Origin of the sequence: Acidovorax bellezanensis (assembly GCF_025421555.1) — a bacterium.
GTDB classification, from domain to species: domain Bacteria; phylum Pseudomonadota; class Gammaproteobacteria; order Burkholderiales; family Burkholderiaceae_C; genus Comamonas; species Comamonas bellezanensis.
Map to the genome: position 1 here is coordinate 14,318 of NZ_JAODYH010000012.1, position 19,292 is coordinate 33,609.

The following is a 19,292-nucleotide window of genomic DNA, read 5'->3' on the forward strand; positions in this document are numbered from 1 at the left end:
GAAATAAAAGTCAATGCACTTGTGAACAAGTGACGACATGTATCTTCAATAGCAGCCCTGCCGTGGAGCTTCGGGTGAGGTCTGCAAACCAGGCCGCCCCGCGTGACGACTGGCTTGTTCGGCTGCTGTCGCCCTGAACGGGCTGCCGACGGCAAATGCCCGCATGCCGCGGGCCGGACTCAGTTGCCCGCAGCCTTCAAGGCCGCCTGGATCCAGCCGTCAAAGGTCTTCTGGTGCGCCTTGATCCACGCATCCGTCTGGCGCTCCACATCCTGCTGGCGGTTCTTGCCTTCGTGCATCAACCGGTTCTGCTGGCTGATGTCGCCTATGGGTAGCGACATGACTTCGAACAGCTTGGCGGCGGCGGGGTTTTTCGCAACGAAGGCCTTGTTGGCCACGATGTATTCGTTGTTGATCGGGAAGCCGTAGTTCCTGCCGTTGGCGAGCTTGGTGTCGGTGCCGGCCTGCACGCCGGGCATGGCCGAGAACGGCACTTCCAGCCAGACCACTTCCTTGCCCGCACGCAGCACATTGCTGAGCCAGTAGGGGGTCCAGCTGTAGAACAGCACGGGCTTGCCTTGCTGGTAGCGGGCCAGGGTGTCGGAGATCAGTGCGGCGTAGTTGCCCTGCGTATAGCTCACCGTGTCCAGCAGCTTGAACGTGGCGAGCTGGTGGTGCACCACGGCTTCACCGCCCCAGCCGGCGCTGGGGCCGACCAGATCGGCCTTGCCGTCGCCGTTGGCATCGAACAGCTTGGCCAGCTTGGGATCGGTGAGCTGGCTCAGGTGGGTGATCTTGTACTGGTCGGCCGTTTTCTTGTCGATCATGTAGCCCTGGGCGGCGCCGGCCGCATACACGCCCTTGCGTGACAGCTTGGCGTCACCGCCCGCGCTCTTGTAGAACTCGGAGTGGTGGGGGTTCCAGTGATTGGCCATGAAGGTGGCGTCACCGCTGGCCACGGCCAGATGCGCCAGCGGGTATTCGACTTCCTGGATGGGCTGCACGTCATAGCCGAGTCGGGTCAGCGCGCGCGTCACCAGCAGGGTCTGGAACGTCTCCTCGGCCAGCGCGCTTTGCAGCGGCAGCACCTTGATGCCTTTGCCGGGCAGGTCGGCGGCGTGGGCGGACAATCCTAGCGTCAACAGGGCGCTGGCGAGCAGGGTGTGGGCGAAGTGGCGGGTGGTCATCATGCGGCGTTCTTCCTTTACGAGAGACAGGGGCGACAAAGGGGGACGGCCCGGACAGGTGCCGTCGTGAAGACGATGCAAGCAGGGGCTGTCGGTCGCCAGGGGGCCTGGGCGGGGCGGGCGCGACGCGGGGCTGGCCGGAGAGTTCGGCCAGGTCGCAGGGCAGGACCCTGCGCGAGACTTCAATGCAAAGGCGGGGTGCAAGGCAGTCCGCGTGTCACATTGAAGTTGTCAATATACTCAATTGACTGTTAAGAAGTGTTTGAATATAACTTTTGAGTCAAAAGAGGTCAAGCCCGCTGACAACTCAGGGAGGGCATGGGCCGCGGTTCAGAGGGCCGGCCGGGCATTGCCATCAACCGAGCTGCCGGGCCAATGCCTGCAGCTGTGGCGCAATCTCGTGGCGCAGCCATTGCAGGTCCAGCGTCCGGCCCTGGAAGGTGCAATTGATGGCCGCCACATCGACGTTGTTGACGCGCCCCAGCGGCACGGCAACGGCTTGTACATCGGGCAGCACTTCACCGACCGAGGTGCAGCAGCCGAACTGTACGAAATCCTTGAGGTTGTCCTGCGCCTTGGCGCTGTAGGCGTTCCATTGCGCCGGGTCCTTGACCCGGATGTGGTTGAGCAGGGCTTCGCGCGCCGAAGCGCTGCAACCCATCAGATAGGCGCGGCCCAGCGCCGTACCCAGGATGGGATGGGTGCTGCCCACATCGTGCGCATAGACCTGCTGGTTGGAGGCGCGGATGACTTCAATGTAGACCATGGACAAGCGGTCGCGTATGCCTATGGATACGGTGCACTGGCGCAGGTTGGCCAGTGAGAGCATCAGGGGGCGTGCAATGCGCCTGAGCGTGAGCTGGGCCAGCAGCGGGTAGCCGACCGACAGCGTGGCGGCGCCGAGCTGGTATTTGCCATAGAACTCCGTGCCCGTGAGATAGCCCATGCACAGCAAGGTATAGGTCAGCCGCGAGATCGTGGCCTTGGGCAGTTGCAGCATCTGCGCCAACTCTCCGTTGCCCAGGATGGGCCTGTCCGGCGTGAAGCAGCGCAGCAGCTCCAGGCCCCGGGCCAAGGTGGTCGCGAACTGCTTGTCGCCGGCAAATTCTTCCAGGCCCGCGGGCACGCGGCTGTCACCAGTAGTGTTCATGGAGTTTGGAATATCGATACCGAATATGGCATATCGAAATTTTAAACGGGCCTGGAAGAAGCCGCTCCTACACTGATTTCAAGCTTCCCTGCAGAAGCACAGTGAGGAGACAAGATGAGTACCACCGAGCTGCCCGAGCATGCCATTGCGGCCTTGAATGGCAACAACGCGCCGGTGTCGGACGAAAGCGTCTGGACCGACCTGACCGTCATCGGCACCGTGCCGGCGGACATGAATGGCCTGTATGTGCGCAATGGCCCGAACGCCCACTATCCCCCGGATTGGCGCTACCACGCCTATGACGGCGATGGCATGCTGCACGCCGTGCAGTTCGACCAGGGCCGGGTCACCTACCGCAACCAGTGGATCCGCACCGCCGGCCTGCAAGAGGAGCAGCAGGCCGGCCATGCGCTGTGGAAAGGCATCAAGGAGCCGCCCCGGGCCGACACGCCGCGGGAGCCGCTGAAGAACACGTCGAACACCGATGTGAAATACCACGCCGGCCAGCTGCTGACCATGTGGTATCGCAGCGGCATGCCTTACGCCGTGGACCCGGTCACCCTGCAGACCTTGGGCCCGGCCGACTACGGCGGCAGCATCGCGCGGATTTCGGCGCATTCCCGCCCGGACGAGCACACCGGCGAGCTGATGTTTTTCGACTACGACACCCAGCCGCCGTACATGCAATACGGCGTGATCGGCCCCGACCGGCAACTGCGCCACCGCATCGATGTGCCCATGGACAGGCCCAGCCTGCCGCATGACATGGCCATCACGCAAAACTATTCCATCCTGCATGACTTTCCTCTGCGGCCCGACCCCGAAGCGCTCAGGAACGGGCGCTACAAGCTGCGCTTTCATGCCGACCAGCCGTCGCGCTTCGGCGTGCTGCCCCGGCATGGCCGTGCCGAGGACATACGCTGGTTCGAAGCCCAGCCCACTTACATGCTGCACGTGGTCAACGCCTGGGAAGAGGGCGACGAAATCGTCATGGTGGGAACGCCTTACCGCATGCACAGCCAGGACGACGGCGCGCTGGATGCACAGCGCCTGGAGCGCACGATCCAGCTGCGTCAGCGCGATTTCCTGCTCTACGAATGGCGCTTTGACCTCAAGACCGGGCGCACGCAGGAGCGGGTGATCGATGACGTGCTCAACACCGAGTTTCCGGTGATCAACAGCGCCTACCAGGGCCGCAAGAACCGCTGGTCCTACCACGTGGTTTTCCCCCAGGGCGGGCGCGAGGAGCCGCGCTTTCCCGGGCTGGTCAAGTACGACCTGGAAACCGGTGGCTACGTGGCCTACAGCGCCGGGCCGCAGTTCTTCTACAACGAGCCCGGTTTTGCCCCGCGCGACAAGGCCCAGGCCGAAGACGACGGCTATCTGGTGATGTTTGTCTGGAACCCGCATGCAAAGCAGTCGGAAGTGCAGATCTTCGATGCGCGCGAAGGGCGCATGGCCAACGGGCCGGTGGCCCGCGTGCTGCTGCCGCGGCGTGTACCCCACGGGTTTCACGCGACCTATGTGAGCCAGTCAACCCTGCAGAAGTGGAAATAAATCATGATCTTGGTCAGTCAGGAAAAAATCGATGCCTTCGTCGCCAAAGGCTGGTGGGGGCGGGAAACCTTGGGCGGCATTTTTCTGGATACGGCGCAGCAGCAGCCAAGCACGTTTGCCGTGGCCGATCCGCCCAACCGCGCCGAGCTGTTCGGCGGCGCCCCACAGCACTGGAGCTGGGCCGAACTGATGGCGCAGGTGGGCCGCTTCAGCGCGCTGCTGCATGCCCAGGGCATGCAAAAAGACGATGTGATCGTGCTGCAACTGCCCAATTGCGTGCAAATGCATGCGATCTATCTTGCCTGTGCGGTGTGCGGCATCGTCGTCTCGCCGGTGCCCATGCAATACCGCGAGCATGAACTCGCCCATGTGGTGCAAAGCACGCAGGCCAAGGGCATTGTTTCCACGCAGCGCCTGGGCAAGTACCCGGCGGCGCAGGAAGTCGCGGCCATGGCCTGCAACTTCCCTTCCGTGCAGTGGGTCTGGTCTTTCACCGACGGCTCGGGCCAGGCCTTGCCCGCGCGGGTAGAGGACCTCGATGCGGCCTTGCAGGCCTGTGCGCCCTGGAGTGCAGCGCAGATGCGCGCCCACATGCAGCGCATCGGCCTGACTGCCGACGACGTGTTCACCATCTGCTGGACTTCGGGCACGGAGTCGCGCGCCAAGGGCGTGCCCCGCAGCCACAACGAATGGCTCATCGTCGGCCAGTCCGTGGCCGACGCCGGCCAGATGCAGCCCGGTGCCCAGATGGTGATTCCCTTCCCCTTCGTGAACATGGCGGGAATTTCCACCAGCCTCATCGCCTGGCTGCTGACGGCCGGCGGCCTGCACCACCACCATCCTTTCGATCTGGAGGTGTTCATTCGGCAATTGCAGGACAACCGCACGGATTACACGGTGGCGGCGCCGGCCGTGCTGAGCATGCTGCTCAAGGAGCCTGAGCTGCTGGCCAACGTCGACCTCAGCCGGCTGCGGCGCATAGGCTCCGGTGGCGGGCCTTTGGCGCCCTGGCTGGTGGAGCAGTTCGCTCAGCGCTTCGGTATCGAAGTGATCAATTATTTCGGCTCCAACGAAGGCGCTGCGCTGTCCTCCACGCCGCAGGACATTCCGGACCAGCAGCACCGGGCCAGCTACTTCCCGCGCCTGGGGGTAGACGGTCTGGTGTGGAAGGCGGTCAACGCGCCCAAGGTGAAAACGCGTCTGGTGGACGTGGATTCGGGCGAGGACATCCTGGAGCCTGGAAGGGCCGGGGAACTGCGCTACCAGGGCCCGATGGTGTTCCAGGGCTACTACAACAGCCCGGAACTCACGGCCCAGGCGTTCGATGACCAAGGCTTCTACAAGACGGGCGACCTGTTCGAAATCGCGGGCGACCGGAACCAGTACTACCGCTTTGCGGGCCGCCACAAGGACATCGTGGTGCGCGGCGGCATGAATATCTCGTGCGAGGAAGTCGAAAGCCTGCTGCTGTCGCACCCCAAAGTACGCGAGGCGGCGGTGATAGGCTGGCCGGACGAGGTGCTGGGCGAGCGGGTCTGTGCCGTGGTCGTGCCGCGCGACGGCCAGCCGCCGCCGGAGTTGGCCGAACTGGTGGCCCACCTGCGGCATGCGGGCAAGGCCGCGGCCTTCAAATGGCCTGAACGCCTGGAACTCATCAGCGAGCTGCCGCGCAATCCCGTGGGCAAGGTGCTCAAGCGGGTGCTGCGCGCGCAGTTGCAGCCTGTGGCGGCTCAGGGAGAGCAGGCATGAGCCGCGCGGCCCTGCTGCTGATCCCCGGCATGCTGACCCATGCCGGCATCTGGCGCGCGGTTTCGGCCCGGCTCCAGCAGGCCATGGGAGCGCGATTGCAGCTGCTCGTGGCCGATGTATCGACCCAGGACAGCATTGCGGACATGGCCGAAGACGCCTGGCGGCTGCTGGGCCAGGTGGCGCCCGAGGTGCCTTGCGGCGTCGTCGGCTTTTCCATGGGCGGCTATGTCGCGCTGGAAATGCTGGCCCATGCGCGGCGGCCGCTGCGGATGGCCTGCCTGGTCTCGACGTCGGCGCGCGCGGAGCCTGCGGAAGGCGTCGCGCAGCGCGAGAAAACCATGGACAGCCTGCGGGCCGACTTTGAGCAGGCGATTGGCGCCACGGCGCTGTACGGCACGCACCGCGCCAACCGCGCCGACCTGGCGTCCTTGCTGGAGATGATGCGCAGCGTCGGCCCTGACACCGCCGTTCGGCAGGTCCAGGCCATCATGCGCCGCCGCGACCTGCGGGCGCAGCTCGCCCGGCTGGATCTGCCCGTGCAGGTGCTGTGCGGGCAGGACGATCGCATCACGCCCTGGGCGCTGTCCGAAGAGCTGGCCGCGCTGATTCCCGGCGCAGGGCTGCAGCAGGTGCCGCAGGCCGGTCACATGCTGCCTTTCGAGCGCCCCGAAGTGCTGGCCGGCAGCCTGCTGGCCCAGCTGCACAACGCCGGCCATTGATTTTTCAACGGAGTGATTCACCATGCCCGCAGAAATTGTGGACCGTATCGCCCCCACGCTGACGCAGTGGGACCATCCCTATACCAGCGGGCCGTTCACGCCCAACTTTGTGGAGTACAACGCCACCGATCTGGAAGTGATAGGCACGATCCCGCCGCGGCTCGATGGCGTCTATCTGCGCAACACGCAAAACCCCGTGCACGATGCCTTGGGCGTGCGCCATGCCTTTGACGGCGACGGCATGCTGCATTTGCTCAGCTTCCACCAGGGCCGGTGTGAGTACCGCAACCGCTTCCTGCGCACCAAGGCCTTCGAGCAGGAGCAGGCCGCGGGACACGGCCTGTACGCCGGCCTGATCGACAAGCCGGGCATCGCGCACCACCCGGGCTGGGGCGCGCGCGGAGGGCTCAAGGACACTTCCGCCACCGATGTGATCGTGCACGCCGGCACGGCCCTGACCACGTTCTACCAGTGCGGCGAGCCCTACCGTTTTGACGCCCGCACGCTGCAACCGCTGGGCGTGGCCGCCTGGGGCAAGGACATCCTCCAGGACAAGGGCATCTCGGCCCATCCCAAGGTATGCCCCAGAACGGGCGACCTGCTGTTCTTCAACTACAGCAAGGAGGCACCGTACATGCATTACGGCGAAGTCGACGCGCAGGACCGCCTGGTGCATTACGTGCCGGTGGCCTTGCCGGGCCCGCGGCTGCCGCACGACATGCTGCTGACCGAGAACTTTGCCATCCTCAACGACTTTCCCCTGCACTGGGAGGAGTCCTTGCTGGCGCAGGGCAAGCACAAGCTGGTCTATGACCAGACCAAGCCCGCGCGCTTTGCCGTCGTGCCGCGCCGGCATGCACCGCAAGACGGCGTGCGCTGGTTCGAGGCCAGTGCGACCTATGTGCTGCACTGGCTCAATGCCTGGGAAGAGGGCGATGAAATCGTCATGCATGGCTACCACCAGAAGTGGCCCATGCCCGAGGCCGGTTTCGACAACCAGGGCGCGAGGATGGGACCGGACCGTTATGGCCCGACCCTCTACGAGTGGCGGCTGAATCTGCGTACGGGGGCCGTGCTCGAGCGCCGGCTGCACGAGCGCCATCTGGAATTCGGCCACGTGAATGCGCGCTACTGGGGGCGCCCCTACCGCTACTCCTACAACATGATCGCGCACCCCGATGCCTTCCTGTTTGACGGCATCGCCAAGTACGACCACATCACGGGCGCCATGCAGGAATACCGCTTTGGTGAAGGCCGCTTTGGCAGCGAGTCGCCCATGGCCCCGGCGATGGGCGCCACCGCGGAAGACGACGGTTACGTGGTCAGCTTCATCACCGACATGCAGGCCGACCGCTCGGAATGCCTGGTGCTGGACGCGCAAGACCTGGCCGCGGGGCCCGTGGCCCGCATCATCCTGCCGCACCGCATCAGCAGCGGCACCCATGCCTGCTGGGCAGACACCGCGGAAATCCGCAGCCCCTTCACCGCATGAGCGGTGGCAACGAACAACCACCAGGAGAGCTACCCAATGACACAAGCTGTTTACGTGCTGGGCGGATACCAGACCGACTTTGCCAAGGCATGGTCGCGGTCCGGCCAGGATATTGCCGACATCGTGCAGGACACCGTGACCGGTGCCTTGCAAGCCTGCGAACTGCAGCCGCAAGACATCCAGAGCATCCATGTGGGCAACGCGTTTGCCGAGCTGCAAAGACAACAGGCCCATCTGGGCTCCATGGTGGCGCAGATGGTGCCCGCGCTGCATGGTGTGCCCGCCATGCGCCATGAAGGCGCATGTGCTTCTTCCTCCCTGGGGGTGCTCGCGGCCACGGCGGAAATCGAAGCCGGGCGCTACGACTGCGTGCTGGTGCTGGGCGTGGAAGAGTTCAAGAACACTTCGGGCCACGAGGCTTCGCGCAATCAGAATGCGGCGTCGTGGCAGGGGCGCGAAGAGATCGATTGCCAGTTCATGTGGCCCGCGGCCTTCGGCCTGGTCGCGGCCGAGTACGAGCGCCGCTATGGGCTGGATCGCCAATACCTCAACCGGATTGCCGAGCTGAACTACGGCCACGCGCGCAACAACCCGAATGCCCAGACGCGCAGCTGGCAATTCAGCGCCCTGAGCTTCACCGACGATGACGAAGCCAACCCCTTGATCGAGCCCGGTACGCGCCGCCAGGATTGCGGTCAGGTCACGGATGGCGGCGCGGCCGTGGTGCTGGCATCGGCCCGGTTCGCGCGGGATTATGCGGCACGCACCGGCCAGGACCTGCAGGACCTGGCCCGTATTTCGGGCTGGGGGCACCGCAATTCCGTGCTGCGCCTCAAGGACAAGTTGGCCTTCAGCCAGGATGCCGCCTATGTGTTTCCCCATGTGCGGCAAACCCTGGAAGACGCCTGGCGCCGTGCCGGAATCCACGGGGTGCAGGATTTGAGCGGCATTGAAACCCACGACTGCTTCACCACCACGGAATATGTGGCGCTGGACCACTTCGGGCTGACGCCGCCGGGCATGGGCTGGCAGGCCGTCGCAGACGGCTCCATCGACCGAGGTGGCCGCTGTCCGGTGAACATGAGCGGGGGCTTGATTGGCGGGGGCCACCCCGTCGGCGCCACCGGTGTGCGCATGCTGCTGGACTGCGCCAATCAGGTCACGGGGCGTGCCGCAGCCATGCAGATTCCGGGCGCACGCCGCATGCAGACCCTCAATATTGGTGGCTCGTTTGGCACCGTGGTCAGCTTTGTGGTCGAACAGGGCACTGCGCTCTGAGATTGCGCCCAAGCAAAAGCCCCGCGTCGAGGACGCGGGGCTTTTTTGCAGGCGCGGCCGATGGGCTTGCTGCTCAGTGGGCTGGAGGCGTCAGAAAGCTGTTGAGCTTGTTCACCACATCCTGGGGATGGACGGAAGAATCGGGCGTATGGGCATAGATGTGTGGGTTGCGTTCCTTGCGGTCAAACCAGATCGCCTCGTCTCTCTTCTGGCTCGGCCGTTCCCGGGCCAGGTAGACGATGGTATCCGCGCCTTTTTCATGGTCGCGCAACACCCTTTTGAGCAGGGCGACAAACCGCGGCATGGAGCGGTTGACACTGGCCGTGTCGACCCAGCCGGGGTGCATGGCGTAGAACTTCTGGTTGAGATGGGCATGTTTTTCCCGCCAGTAGCTCATGACCATGACCTGGGCGCGTTTGGCCAGGCCATAGGCGCGCGAACCCAGGTAACGCGTGGCGTCGGTGATGTTCAGGTCCTCGGGGACCATGCGGTGGTTGTACATGCCGCCCGACGAAACTTCTATGACCGTGGCGTCGTCCTTGAGGATTTTCTCTTCCAGCAAGGTTTTCACCAGCAGATGATGGCTGAGGATATTGGTCACGAACGACGTTTCCAGCCCTTCGTCCGTGATGACGGGTTGGTGCTTTTGTATACCTACGTTGTCGATGAGCACATCAAAGCGTTCGCCCGACTGGCGGATTTGCGCCAGCAATGCGTGCACGTCCGCCGTCCTGGAAAAGTCCGCCGTCAGGTAGCTGATGGGAGTCTGTGAGCGCACACTTTTGGAGAATGCCTTGAGCTTGCCGGCATCGCGGGCGACGCAGATGACATGTGCGCCGCCCTCTGCACCCTGGCGGGCCGCCGCTGCGCCAATGCCTTCGGATCCGCCCGTGACCAGCCAGGTCTGGCCCTGGAAATTGTTGGGGCGATTTTTCCAGAAAATACTTCTGATATGGTAGCCAATGGCGCTATAGCTGGGGGTGAAGCGGATATAGAACTTGATGATCTTGGTAAGAGGTGTCTTGGCCATTTTTTAATACAGGTTAATAAGACGTGAGGCGGATGCGCTCAATGGGGGCCGAGTTCCTGTATCGCATTGAGCATGGTGGCGCGATCGTAGTATTCTTTCCAATGCGAAATCTTGTCGCCGGAAAAATCAATGATGCCTACGGTGGGAATTTTTTTGGATTGGCCATCAATAATGATTTCGTCCTCGCGTTCCACAAAAAGAGTACCGCCAGAAACACCTATTTTAAGAATATGAAGTTTCACAATCTTGTTGGGGCGCTCGGTACTCTTGATGCGTTCGTAGAAGTTTTCACGACCGACACAGGGCGTGAGCATGACGGAATGCAAAACTCCTTGCTCTGCCATGAGGTCTGCGCAGGCGCGCCAATCCTTGGCTTCCCAGGCATCTTTCATTTGCGTGAAAACACGGATTTTCGTTTCATCGCTGACTTGGTGGGAGTTCATCAAACGCCTTTCATTTCGGTGTGAATATTGCGGGAGGAGGGAAATATGCTTTCCCTTGGGCTGGCTTTGATTTGAGTTGGTTTGCCTTATTTCAACAACGTGAAAACATGGAATTTCCCAATGGGTGAGAAAAAAACAGCAGCGATCACCGGCACCCAAAGCGCCGCCAAGGTCTTGCAGTTGCTGAGAATGGTGGGCGCGCACCATGCCAGCGGCATCCGGCTGAGTGAGTTGGTGGAGTTGTCGGACATTGACAAATCCACGGCGCACCGGCTGCTGCAATGCATGCTGGAGGAGGGGTTCGTGGAGAAGATCGGCACGTCCAAGGCCTATCGCCTGGGCATGGAGACTTTGCAGTGGGGCTTCTCCTCCGCCGGAATGGAAGCCTTGTCGGAGCGCTTTCGCCCCACCTTGTTGCGGCTGGCGCGCATCACCGACGATGCCGTGTTCCTGATGGTCAGAAGCGGCGATTACGTGGTCTGTTTGAGCCGGGTGGAAGGCGGGCACCCGACCAAGGCCTATGTGGTCGAGGTGGGAGTTCGACGGCTGCTGGGAGCCAGTGCCTGCGGTATCTCCATGCTGGCGCAAATGGACGATGCCGAAGTCCACAGCGTGTTGTCCAGGCACGAAGCGGAGTATTCCCGCAACCACCAATCCATCACCACCATCAAGAAAGCCGTGCTGCAAGCCCGCGCCGTGGGCTACTCGGAAGTTTCGGACGTACTGATCGATTCGAACGGCGTGGGTTGTGCGTTTCCCATGACGCAAAGCTGGTGGGCCGGACTCAGCGTGGCCGTGTCCCAGCACCGCTCCAGCCCCGAGCGTCTGCGGCACATTGCCGATCTGCTGCTCAACGAAGTGGCGCAGGTCAGCTGAGCGGAATGAATAATGGCCCCCACGCTTGCTCGCTTCGCGTAGCTGCGCTGCCCCCCAAGGGGGCTTTTTTCATCTTGGGGCGGCCCGGCGATGAAAAAAACCCTCTTCAGCCTTTGCCCCACCAGGCGCCGAAGAGGGTTGGAAGCAACGCCGAAAGACGTCAGAAGCGGTGGCGGATACCCACGGCCGCGCCCGTCTGGCTGTTGGCGTTGCCGCCCAAGGTGTTGAGCGCCGCGAAGTTCACACCGGCGTTCTTGGCATGGGCCAGGGCGGCGTACAGATCCGTGCGCTTGGAGAGCGCGTAGATCGCCTGCAGCGTCAGCTGCTTGGGATCCGCCGGGTTGCCCGGAGCTGTCTTGATGTTTTGCTGGTAGTAGGCCGCGTTCAAGGTCAAGACGCCTGTGGGCTGGTAATTCACGCCCAGCCACCAGAAGTCATCGCGCTGCGTCACTGCACCGACGGCACTCTTGTTTTGCCCCCAGCGATAGCCCGTGGACAGGCGCAGCTGGGACGTGAGCTGGTAGGCCGCGCCCAGCGCCGTCTTGCGAGCGAGCGGATGCGCGCCATTGACGTCCAGGCCGTTTTGCTGGTCATAGGCCAGGGCGACGTTCAGCTGCTTGCTGCCGTAGCTGACATTCCCGCCCCAGGCGGCATTGGAGGATTTGGATGAAGTCTGCTCGCCAAAAGCGTAATGCAGCTGCGCGCCCCAGCCGTTCATGTTGAAGCGGTATTTGACCGAGTTGTCGTTGCGCAGACCGCCCAGCAGAGGGCTGAACGGCTCATAGGCGCCGGAATAGGCCAAGGGCACGACATACAGCAGGCCGTCGAAGAGCGAGGTGTACTGGCGGCCCAGGGTGACTCGGTGGTTCGCATTCTCCAGCCCGACGAAAGCGCCGCGGTTGAAGAAACGGGTGGTATCGGCATTGGTGCCGGTGTCCGAGTTGAAGCCGTGTTCCAGCGTGAAGACGGCCTTGAGGCCGCCGCCCAGATCCTCGGCTCCGCGAAATCCCAGGCGAGGCCCTTGTAGGCCGGAGTTCCCCATGCGCAGCAGGGAGCTGGAGCCGCCGCCGTTCTTGGGCGTGTGGGTGAGGTATTCGATATTGGTGTCGATGATGCCGTAGAGCGTCACCTGGGATTGGGCCCAGGCGGCAGGGGCCAGTGCGGCTGCGGCGAATGCCAGTGCTGTCATTTTGGTTTTCATGGCTTGTCTCCTCTTTGTATGGTTTTTCCGACTCAGATCTCGATGCCGCTGCCCTTGATGAGGCGGCCCCAGCGGATGTTTTCTTCATCCACCTGCTTTTGAAATTCCAGCTGCGATTTGCCGCCGCCCACATAGCCCAGATCCTTGAGGCGCGGCTGCACTTCGGGCAAGTTGATGACTTTGACGGTGACGTTGTGGATTTTTTGAACGATGTCGGCAGGGGTGTTCTTGGGGACGAAAAATCCCGCCCAGGTCGGCAGCTCGAAGCCGGGGTAGCCCTGCTCGGCCAAGGACGGAATATCGGGCGTCAATGCCGACCGCTCGGCCCCCGTGACCGCAATCAGTTTCACTTTGCCCGTAGGCAGCAGCGACCCCAGCGTCACCAGATCCAGGATGGTCATGGTGACTTCGCCCGAAGCCAGCGCCATGCTGACCTGGGCCGAGCCTTTGTAGGGCACGTGCAGCATGTCCAGCTGGGCCACTTTGTTGAGGTGGTTGCCAAGAATATGGGAGGAGGATCCATTGCCGATGGAGCCATAGACATGGGTCTTGGGATTGGCTCTGACTTCCTTGACCAGTTCGGCGATATTGGTGGCCTGGGTTTTCTGGGTGCTGACGGCAATCCACAAAGGGCTTTTGACCAGGTCCACTACCGGCACGATATCCTTGAGCGGATCGTAGGGGAGTTTCTTGAAGAGATAAGAAGTTTGCAGCAGCAGGGGAATGGTCAGCAAAATGGTATTTCCATCAGGCCTGGACTTCGCCACAACGTCCGTGCCTATGGTGGTGCTGCCTCCCGGTTTATTCTCGACAATAATGACGCGTTCCAGCAGAGGCGCCATTTTCTCGGCAAAGAGACGGCCCAATACATCGCCGCCGCCGCCTGGTGCAAAAGGCACGACGATGCGCATGGGTGCGCCATTCGCCCAAGCCTTTTGTCCCGTGGCCAATGCGATACCCGTGCCTGCCAATATCTTGGAGAATTGTCGACGGTTGAAGTAATGCATTTCTTGTCTCCATTGAATTGGTTGAGAAATATCCGCTTGAATGTTTTTTGCGATGAGCGGAATTTAGGGGGAGTCGGGGAGCGGGCGGCGAGGAGAAAAAGACTTTTCTCACCTGATGGGAATACTCGGTGTTTGTACTGATTTTTCGCCCCATCGAGGCGGGACGTCGGCGGCCTGCGGCTGCTGACGTCCGTGGATCTCGCGCAGGGCGTCAGGCCCTGGAATGCCCGTCGCTTTGACATGAGCGGCGGGTCGGTGTAACCTTATGGGCTTACTGAGAAACAGGTGCTTTCTGTTCACAGCACACGATTTTGCACCCGCTGCAAAACACGTGAGGCATCACATGCCGTCGCTGACCAGGTCTTTCTAGCCACCGTTTCTTTGACCACCTTGCGTGGTATTTCCCCTGTCCCCAGCCTTGACTGGCTGCCAGCGTTGGACGGGCCTGTTTGCAGGCTCTCCAACCCGGACATTTTTCACAATTGAATTGCTTTCGCCCTACGGCCTGTCCATGCCATGGGCAGGCGAAGCGCAGCCTCCGTGGGCATTGGCCGTCTATGCAAGTTCTTGCATGCATGCCCAGTGCTGCCACGCCTATGGGGCTGCGCCGCGAAAGCTGAACCGGAGCATGCATGCACCAGCTATCGCTGACCACTGTCCTTCTTTTGTTGTTGGGCTTCTACGGAATCTCTTTCTTGCTGACCTTGCGAATAGGGCGGAAAGACGAGAGTGCCGATGGATACATGACTTCCAACGGATCGATAGGCTTCGGCATGTCGGCGGCGAGCATGACCGCCACCTGGGTGTGGGCCGCGTCGATTTATGCGGCAGCCAGCTCGGGCTTTCAGTACGGCCTTTCGGGTGCTCTGCATTACGGCTTCTGGGGCGCGTTGATGATCATGTTCGTCTACCCCTTCGGGCGGCGCTTCAGGGAAGTGGCGCCCCATGCGCACACGCTGGCCGAGATCATGCACGCACGCCACGGGCGCTGCAGCCAGATGATTCTGGCGCTGTCGAACGTGCTGGGCAGCGTGATCAGCCTGATGGTCAACTTCACCGCGGCCGGCGCGCTGGTGTCCATGCTCTCGCCGCTGAGTTTCCTGCAAGGCGTGCTGATCGTGGCCCTGGGCGTGCTGTCGTACACGCTGTGGTCGGGGTTTCGCGCTTCGGTGCTGACGGATTTCGTGCAGCTGGTGGCGATGATCCTGGCCGCGGTGATCATCATTCCCTTCATGTTCTACACGCTGGGCGGGGCGGAGCTGTTCGTCACCGGCTGGCACCGGCTGGATGCCGAGCAGGCCGACTTCTTCTCGAAGAAAGCCATTCTGGAGCAGGGCGCGCCTTACTTTGTGGCGGTGCTGGCCTATGCCATCGGTAACCAGACCATTGCCCAGCGCCTGTTCGCGGTGCGTGAAGACCTGATCAAGCCGACGTTCATCACGGCCACGCTGGGTTACGGCGCGATTGTGATCGGCCTGGGCATCCTGGGTTTTCTGGCCTTGCTCGCCGGCATTGTTCCGTTGGGCGGCGACCTCAACAACCTGGTGCCCCAGATGGCGGCCACCTATCTGCCGCTGGCCCTGATCTGCCTGTTCTTCATCCTGATCATTGGTTCGCTGTCGTCCACGGCCGACTCTGACCTGGCGGCCCTGGCGTCCATCGTGATGACCGATCTGTATGGCAAGAACCTGGCCAGGGGCAAGCCCGATCCACGGCGCATGGTCTGGATCGGTCGCCTGACCATGCTCGTGGCCACGGCGCTGGGCGTGGGCTTTTCCTACCTGCGGCTCGACATCCTGTCCATGCTGGTGTTTGTCGGCGCGCTGTGGGGCGCGATCGTGTTCCCGGTCATCGTCAGCCTCTACTGGGATCGCGTGAACAACAGCGCTTTCACCTGGTCGGTGCTGGCGGCCTTCGCGGTCTTCTTGTCGGTGCGTTTTGCCTGGTTGCCGCTGACGGGTGGCACGGCCTATGCCTTGGAGCTGGTGGCCTGCGTGGGCGCGGGCGTGGTCATAGGCCTGATGGCCTTTGGCCTGCTGGGCAGGCGCGTGGGCATGGTCTGCGGCCTGCTGGCGGCATTGGCCGTGCTGCCCTGGGCCTGGGGCGAGATGCGCGACTACCCCGTGCTGCTGAGTTCGCTGCTGGCCTATGGCGTCAGCGCCATCGTCTGCACGGCGATCAGCCTGCGCAATGCCCAGCGTTTTGACTTCGCGCTGATCGGCCAGCGCGTGACGAATTTTCAGGCTGCCTGAGTTCTTTCCATCGTTTTTTGACAGGAGATATTCCCATGAACACTTCTTTGCTGACTTTGTATGTTCTGGTCTGGCCGGCGCTGGCCGCCATTGTGCTGCTGGTGCTGTCGGGCGGTGTCTGGCATGACATGCGCGCGGCCAAGGCCAGGGGCGAAAGCCTGGTCTGAGCCCTGGCGGCTCTCGCCGGATGCCGACAACGGGTCTGCCCTGCAAGGGGCAGGCCCGTTTTTCCTGGCGTGCGAACGACCGGTTTGGGGCAGCCCGAGATAGCGTAAGATTCGCAGCGATCACAGGTGTTTCTTGGCGTGTTCTACGCCTGAAATGAAACGGGAAGCAGGTGAGTGGATCTCCACAAGCCCTGCACTGCACCCGCAACGGTAATCAGAGTGTCTGTATACAAGCCATTGCCCACGGTAATGGCCGCCACTGCGCAAGCGGGAAGGTGTATCCAGGCGTCAGCCCCCCTGGGTTGAGCTCTGTAAGTCCGGAGACCGGCCTGATGTGAACAAGACGCAGCGGGAGTGCCTGTGACTTGGCGGGCGGCTGTCTGTACAGCCGACTTCTTCAGTTTCCACCCCTCTGCACAATTCATTCATTCGGCCCGGGAATCGGCCAGACTGACGATTGATTTTGCATGTTGCAAGGATCTGGCTATCTGTCCGCCAGGGCAGGGGTATGCCGCGCCCACGGCGGGCTGCGGCATGTCTTGCGTGGGGCCGGGCGATGACGGATGCCATCCAGGTCCAGGGCTGGTGCCCCAGCGCGTGGCAGCCCATGCGCGCCCAAGACGGCTGGATGGTGCGCGTGCGCCCCCATTGCGCCTCCATCAGCGCCGCGCAATGGCGGCTGCTGGCGCAGCTCGCCTTGTCGCAGGCGCATTCCCAGATCGAGTTGACGCGGCTGGGCAATGTGCAGCTGCGCGGCGTCAGCGAGCCGCAGCAGGTGCGCTCGCAGTTGATCGCGGCGCAGCTGGTGCCTGTCGATGCGGATGCCGATCTGGCACCCGCCGTGCATTGCACGCCGCTGTACCGCTCGGGGGATGCGACCCATGCCTTGGCCTTATGGCTGTCGGCGGCAGTGGTCGAGCGCTTGAGTCCCCACGCGCTTGCGCGCCAGGCCGTGGCGGCCCTGCCCGGCAAGTTTGGCCTGCTGGTGGACGACCCGGACCGGCACATGCAAAGCATCGCCGCGGACCTGCATTTGTGGGTGGCCGCGGATCAAGGCTACTGCCTGGCGCTCGGCGACGCGGCGGATTGGTACTGCTTTGCGCACGCGCAAGATGCGGTGGAGGCGGCCGTGCAGGTCGCTCTCTGGTTCGCCAGCGCGCGCGCGACGATCACTCCCGCGCCCACCCGCTTGCGCGGCCTTTTGCCCTATCGCCAGCCGGATCTGCCCGCCTTGCGGGCGGCGCAGCGGCGGGCGGCTGTAGCCGATGGGGGCAGCCCCGCCCAAGCCCTTTCTCCCGGCCAACATGCAGGCCAGGGCTGGGTGATGGCGGCTCCGCTGGGGCGCATCGATGCGGCCGCGATGCACCAGCTGGCCAGCGATCTGCCGGCGCACACCGCTATCCGGGTCACGGCCTGGCGTTCCCTGCTCGTGGACGCGCCCGCCATGGAATCGCACATTGCGCGGCTGGACCCGGCGCACTGGATCACGCAGCCTGACGATGTGCGCTTGCGGGTTTCCGCCTGCACCGGCGCGCCGCGCTGCACCCAGGCCCTGATACCGGCCCAGGCCATGGCCTTGGCACTGGCTGCCCAGGTGGCAGAGAACAAGCACCTGCATGTGAGCGGCTGCGCCAAGTTTTGCGCGCTGGCTGCGGATGCCTCGGGCGTGCTCTACGCCAGCCGGGGCGCTGGCGGCGAAGTGTTGCTGAACGCCAGTGCCGTGGACCAGCGCGCCCGTCCGGGCCCACCTATTTCCTCTCTGGCGCATACCGAAGCGCCGGAAAAAATACAAGAACTACTCCATGACCTACACCTATGAAATGCGCGGTGAAGAGATTTACCGGCAATCGTTTCGCATCATTCGCAGCGAGGCCGATCTGGCCCGCTTCACGGCGCTGGAAGAGCGCGTGGCCTGCCGCATGATCCATGCCGCCGGCATGGTGGAGCTCGCCGCGCACATCCATTTCTCGCCCGATTTTGCCGAGGCGGCAGAGGCGGCGCTGCAACGCGGCGCGCCCATCCTGTGCGACGCACGCATGGTCAGTGAAGGTATTACGCGCAAGCGCCTGTCTGCCGACAATGCCGTCATCTGCACCTTGCAGGATCCGCGCGTGGTGGAACTGGCCGCGCAGATGGGCAATACGCGCAGCGCCGCCGCGCTGGAGCTGTGGCGCGAGCATCTGGGCGGTGCGGTGGTGGCCATTGGCAATGCGCCCACGGCCTTGTTTCACCTGCTCAACATGCTGGAAGACCCGGCTTGTCCGCGGCCCGCGGCCATCATCGGCTGCCCGGTGGGCTTTGTGGGAGCGGCGGAATCCAAGGACGCGCTGCGTGCCTGGGGCCAGATCCCGTTTGCCATCGTGCAAGGGCGTCTGGGGGGATCGGCGATCACGGTGGCGGCAGTGAATGCTTTGGCCACGTCGGTCGAGTGAAGGGGGCCACGATGAACAGCGGAAAAATCGTTTGCGTGGGCCTGGGCCCCGGGGATCCGGAACTGATGAGCGTCAAGGCCGATCGTCTGCTGCGCAATGCACGCCATGTGGCCTATTTTCGCAAGCGCGGCCGTCCAGGCAAGGCGCGGCAACTGGTCGATGGCATGCTGCATGGCGAGGTGAACGAGTACGCCATGGAGTACCCGCTCACGACCGAGATTCCACACGATGACCCGCGCTACGTGGCGCAGCTGTCCGATTTCTATCTGGAGTGGCAGTCGCGCCTGACGGAGCTGGCGCGTACCGAGGACGTGGTGGTGCTGTGCGAGGGCGACCCGTTCTTCTACGGCTCCTTCATGCATTTGTATGTGCGCCTGCAGCAAGCCGGCGTGGTGCCGGTGGAAGTGCTGCCGGGCATTCCCGGCATGGTGGGCTGCTGGCACGCCACGGGGCTGCCCATCACCTGGGGCGACGATGTGATGAGCGTGCTGCCGGCAACGCTGCCCGATGTGCCGCTGCGTGAGCACATCGAGCGCTCCGATGCCTTGGTCATCATGAAGGTGGGCCGCCATATGGGCCGCATCCGCACGCTGCTCACCGAGTCGGGCAAGCTGGACCAGGCCTGGCTGGTGATCAATGGCACCATGGCCGATCAGCAGGTCATGCCCTTGCGCGATGCGCCCGAGCCCTGCCCGTATTTTTCCATCGTGATCGTGCACGGCCAGGGCCGGCGTCCGGCCAACGACATGTGA

General features: G+C 63.1%; 17 protein-coding genes and 1 riboswitch. Of the genes, 11 read left to right on the plus strand and 6 right to left on the minus strand.

Features of this window, described 5'->3' with window-relative positions:
* Positions 1–179: 179 nt before the first annotated feature.
* Positions 180–1,190, minus strand: coding sequence for a glycine betaine/L-proline ABC transporter substrate-binding protein ProX (gene proX / locus N0K08_RS19155; RefSeq protein WP_408642980.1), 1,011 nt, complete (start codon positions 1,188–1,190; stop codon positions 180–182).
* A gap of 352 nt (positions 1,191–1,542) precedes the next feature.
* A complete protein-coding gene (locus N0K08_RS19160) occupies positions 1,543–2,337 on the minus strand; it encodes an IclR family transcriptional regulator (protein ID WP_261502000.1) in 795 nt (264 codons plus the stop codon).
* Between the two features lie 114 nt (positions 2,338–2,451).
* Here N0K08_RS19160 and N0K08_RS19165 point away from each other — a divergent pair, with 114 nt between their 5' ends.
* The 5 genes from N0K08_RS19165 to N0K08_RS19185 are packed head-to-tail and all read left to right on the plus strand — an operon-like array spanning position 2,452 to position 9,132.
* Positions 2,452–3,894, plus strand: coding sequence for a carotenoid oxygenase family protein (locus N0K08_RS19165; RefSeq protein ID WP_261502001.1), 1,443 nt, complete (start codon positions 2,452–2,454; stop codon positions 3,892–3,894).
* Positions 3,895–3,897: 3 nt separating this feature from the next.
* Positions 3,898–5,643 carry a class I adenylate-forming enzyme family protein gene (locus tag N0K08_RS19170; RefSeq protein ID WP_261502002.1) on the plus strand — a complete coding sequence of 582 codons (1,746 nt, stop codon included), beginning with the start codon at positions 3,898–3,900 and terminating at the stop codon, positions 5,641–5,643.
* Positions 5,640–6,362, plus strand: a complete 723-nt coding sequence (locus N0K08_RS19175; protein ID WP_261502003.1) for an alpha/beta fold hydrolase — start codon at positions 5,640–5,642, stop codon at positions 6,360–6,362. Before N0K08_RS19170 ends, N0K08_RS19175 begins: the two co-directional genes overlap by 4 nt.
* A 22-nt stretch (positions 6,363–6,384) precedes the next feature.
* On the plus strand, positions 6,385–7,854 hold the full coding sequence (locus N0K08_RS19180) for a carotenoid oxygenase family protein (RefSeq protein WP_261502004.1): 1,470 nt from the start codon (positions 6,385–6,387) through the stop codon (positions 7,852–7,854).
* 36 nt (positions 7,855–7,890) lie between these two features.
* Positions 7,891–9,132 carry an acetyl-CoA acetyltransferase gene (locus N0K08_RS19185; RefSeq protein WP_261502005.1) on the plus strand — a complete coding sequence of 414 codons (1,242 nt, stop codon included), beginning with the start codon at positions 7,891–7,893 and terminating at the stop codon, positions 9,130–9,132.
* Positions 9,133–9,205: 73 nt separating this feature from the next.
* Here the strand turns inward: N0K08_RS19185 and N0K08_RS19190 are convergent, their stop codons facing one another.
* Both N0K08_RS19190 and N0K08_RS19195 read right to left on the minus strand, forming a co-directional pair.
* Positions 9,206–10,162: an SDR family NAD(P)-dependent oxidoreductase gene (locus N0K08_RS19190; RefSeq protein ID WP_261502006.1), complete on the minus strand. Its 957-nt coding sequence runs from the start codon at positions 10,160–10,162 to the stop codon at positions 9,206–9,208.
* Between the two features lie 38 nt (positions 10,163–10,200).
* Complete coding sequence (locus N0K08_RS19195; protein ID WP_261502007.1) at positions 10,201–10,605, minus strand: limonene-1,2-epoxide hydrolase family protein; 405 nt, start codon at positions 10,603–10,605, stop codon at positions 10,201–10,203.
* A 120-nt stretch (positions 10,606–10,725) separates the two neighbouring features.
* On the opposite strand from N0K08_RS19195, the gene N0K08_RS19200 reads away from it, so the two are divergent.
* Positions 10,726–11,481: an IclR family transcriptional regulator gene (locus N0K08_RS19200; protein WP_261502008.1), complete on the plus strand. Its 756-nt coding sequence runs from the start codon at positions 10,726–10,728 to the stop codon at positions 11,479–11,481.
* Between the two features lie 160 nt (positions 11,482–11,641).
* On the opposite strand, the gene N0K08_RS19205 is transcribed toward N0K08_RS19200, so the two are convergent.
* Positions 11,642–12,682: a porin gene (locus N0K08_RS19205; protein WP_261502009.1), complete on the minus strand. Its 1,041-nt coding sequence runs from the start codon at positions 12,680–12,682 to the stop codon at positions 11,642–11,644.
* Positions 12,683–12,714: 32 nt separating this feature from the next.
* On the minus strand, positions 12,715–13,689 hold the full coding sequence (locus N0K08_RS19210) for a Bug family tripartite tricarboxylate transporter substrate binding protein (protein ID WP_315968017.1): 975 nt from the start codon (positions 13,687–13,689) through the stop codon (positions 12,715–12,717).
* Positions 13,690–14,321: 632 nt separating this feature from the next.
* Here N0K08_RS19210 and N0K08_RS19215 point away from each other — a divergent pair.
* From N0K08_RS19215 to cobI, 5 genes are all read left to right on the plus strand, one after another.
* Positions 14,322–15,941, plus strand: coding sequence for a sodium:solute symporter family transporter (locus N0K08_RS19215; protein ID WP_261502010.1), 1,620 nt, complete (start codon positions 14,322–14,324; stop codon positions 15,939–15,941).
* A gap of 35 nt (positions 15,942–15,976) precedes the next feature.
* Positions 15,977–16,108 (plus strand): putative transporter small subunit, encoded by a 132-nt coding sequence (locus N0K08_RS19220; RefSeq protein ID WP_261502011.1) that lies wholly within the window; start codon positions 15,977–15,979, stop codon positions 16,106–16,108.
* A 110-nt stretch (positions 16,109–16,218) separates the two neighbouring features.
* Positions 16,219–16,455, plus strand: a riboswitch (cobalamin riboswitch).
* 209 nt (positions 16,456–16,664) lie between these two features.
* Positions 16,665–17,927 carry a nitrite reductase gene (locus tag N0K08_RS19225; protein ID WP_261502012.1) on the plus strand — a complete coding sequence of 421 codons (1,263 nt, stop codon included), beginning with the start codon at positions 16,665–16,667 and terminating at the stop codon, positions 17,925–17,927.
* Positions 17,911–18,540, plus strand: coding sequence for a precorrin-8X methylmutase (locus N0K08_RS19230; RefSeq protein ID WP_261502014.1), 630 nt, complete (start codon positions 17,911–17,913; stop codon positions 18,538–18,540). Before N0K08_RS19225 ends, N0K08_RS19230 begins: the two co-directional genes overlap by 17 nt.
* 11 nt (positions 18,541–18,551) lie before the next feature.
* Positions 18,552–19,292: a precorrin-2 C(20)-methyltransferase gene (cobI, locus tag N0K08_RS19235; RefSeq protein WP_261502015.1), complete on the plus strand. Its 741-nt coding sequence runs from the start codon at positions 18,552–18,554 to the stop codon at positions 19,290–19,292.

Coding starts and splice junctions, on each gene's coding strand:
- proX (WP_408642980.1), bottom strand. CDS start 1,190: ATGATGACCACCCGCCACTTCGCCCACACCCTGCTCGCCAGCGCCCTG.
- N0K08_RS19160 (WP_261502000.1), bottom strand. CDS start 2,337: ATGAACACTACTGGTGACAGCCGCGTGCCCGCGGGCCTGGAAGAATTT.
- N0K08_RS19165 (WP_261502001.1), top strand. CDS start 2,452: ATGAGTACCACCGAGCTGCCCGAGCATGCCATTGCGGCCTTGAATGGC.
- N0K08_RS19170 (WP_261502002.1), top strand. CDS start 3,898: ATGATCTTGGTCAGTCAGGAAAAAATCGATGCCTTCGTCGCCAAAGGC.
- N0K08_RS19175 (WP_261502003.1), top strand. CDS start 5,640: ATGAGCCGCGCGGCCCTGCTGCTGATCCCCGGCATGCTGACCCATGCC.
- N0K08_RS19180 (WP_261502004.1), top strand. CDS start 6,385: ATGCCCGCAGAAATTGTGGACCGTATCGCCCCCACGCTGACGCAGTGG.
- N0K08_RS19185 (WP_261502005.1), top strand. CDS start 7,891: ATGACACAAGCTGTTTACGTGCTGGGCGGATACCAGACCGACTTTGCC.
- N0K08_RS19190 (WP_261502006.1), bottom strand. CDS start 10,162: ATGGCCAAGACACCTCTTACCAAGATCATCAAGTTCTATATCCGCTTC.
- N0K08_RS19195 (WP_261502007.1), bottom strand. CDS start 10,605: ATGAACTCCCACCAAGTCAGCGATGAAACGAAAATCCGTGTTTTCACG.
- N0K08_RS19200 (WP_261502008.1), top strand. CDS start 10,726: ATGGGTGAGAAAAAAACAGCAGCGATCACCGGCACCCAAAGCGCCGCC.
- N0K08_RS19205 (WP_261502009.1), bottom strand. CDS start 12,682: ATGAAAACCAAAATGACAGCACTGGCATTCGCCGCAGCCGCACTGGCC.
- N0K08_RS19210 (WP_315968017.1), bottom strand. CDS start 13,689: ATGCATTACTTCAACCGTCGACAATTCTCCAAGATATTGGCAGGCACG.
- N0K08_RS19215 (WP_261502010.1), top strand. CDS start 14,322: ATGCACCAGCTATCGCTGACCACTGTCCTTCTTTTGTTGTTGGGCTTC.
- N0K08_RS19220 (WP_261502011.1), top strand. CDS start 15,977: ATGAACACTTCTTTGCTGACTTTGTATGTTCTGGTCTGGCCGGCGCTG.
- N0K08_RS19225 (WP_261502012.1), top strand. CDS start 16,665: ATGACGGATGCCATCCAGGTCCAGGGCTGGTGCCCCAGCGCGTGGCAG.
- N0K08_RS19230 (WP_261502014.1), top strand. CDS start 17,911: ATGACCTACACCTATGAAATGCGCGGTGAAGAGATTTACCGGCAATCG.
- cobI (WP_261502015.1), top strand. CDS start 18,552: ATGAACAGCGGAAAAATCGTTTGCGTGGGCCTGGGCCCCGGGGATCCG.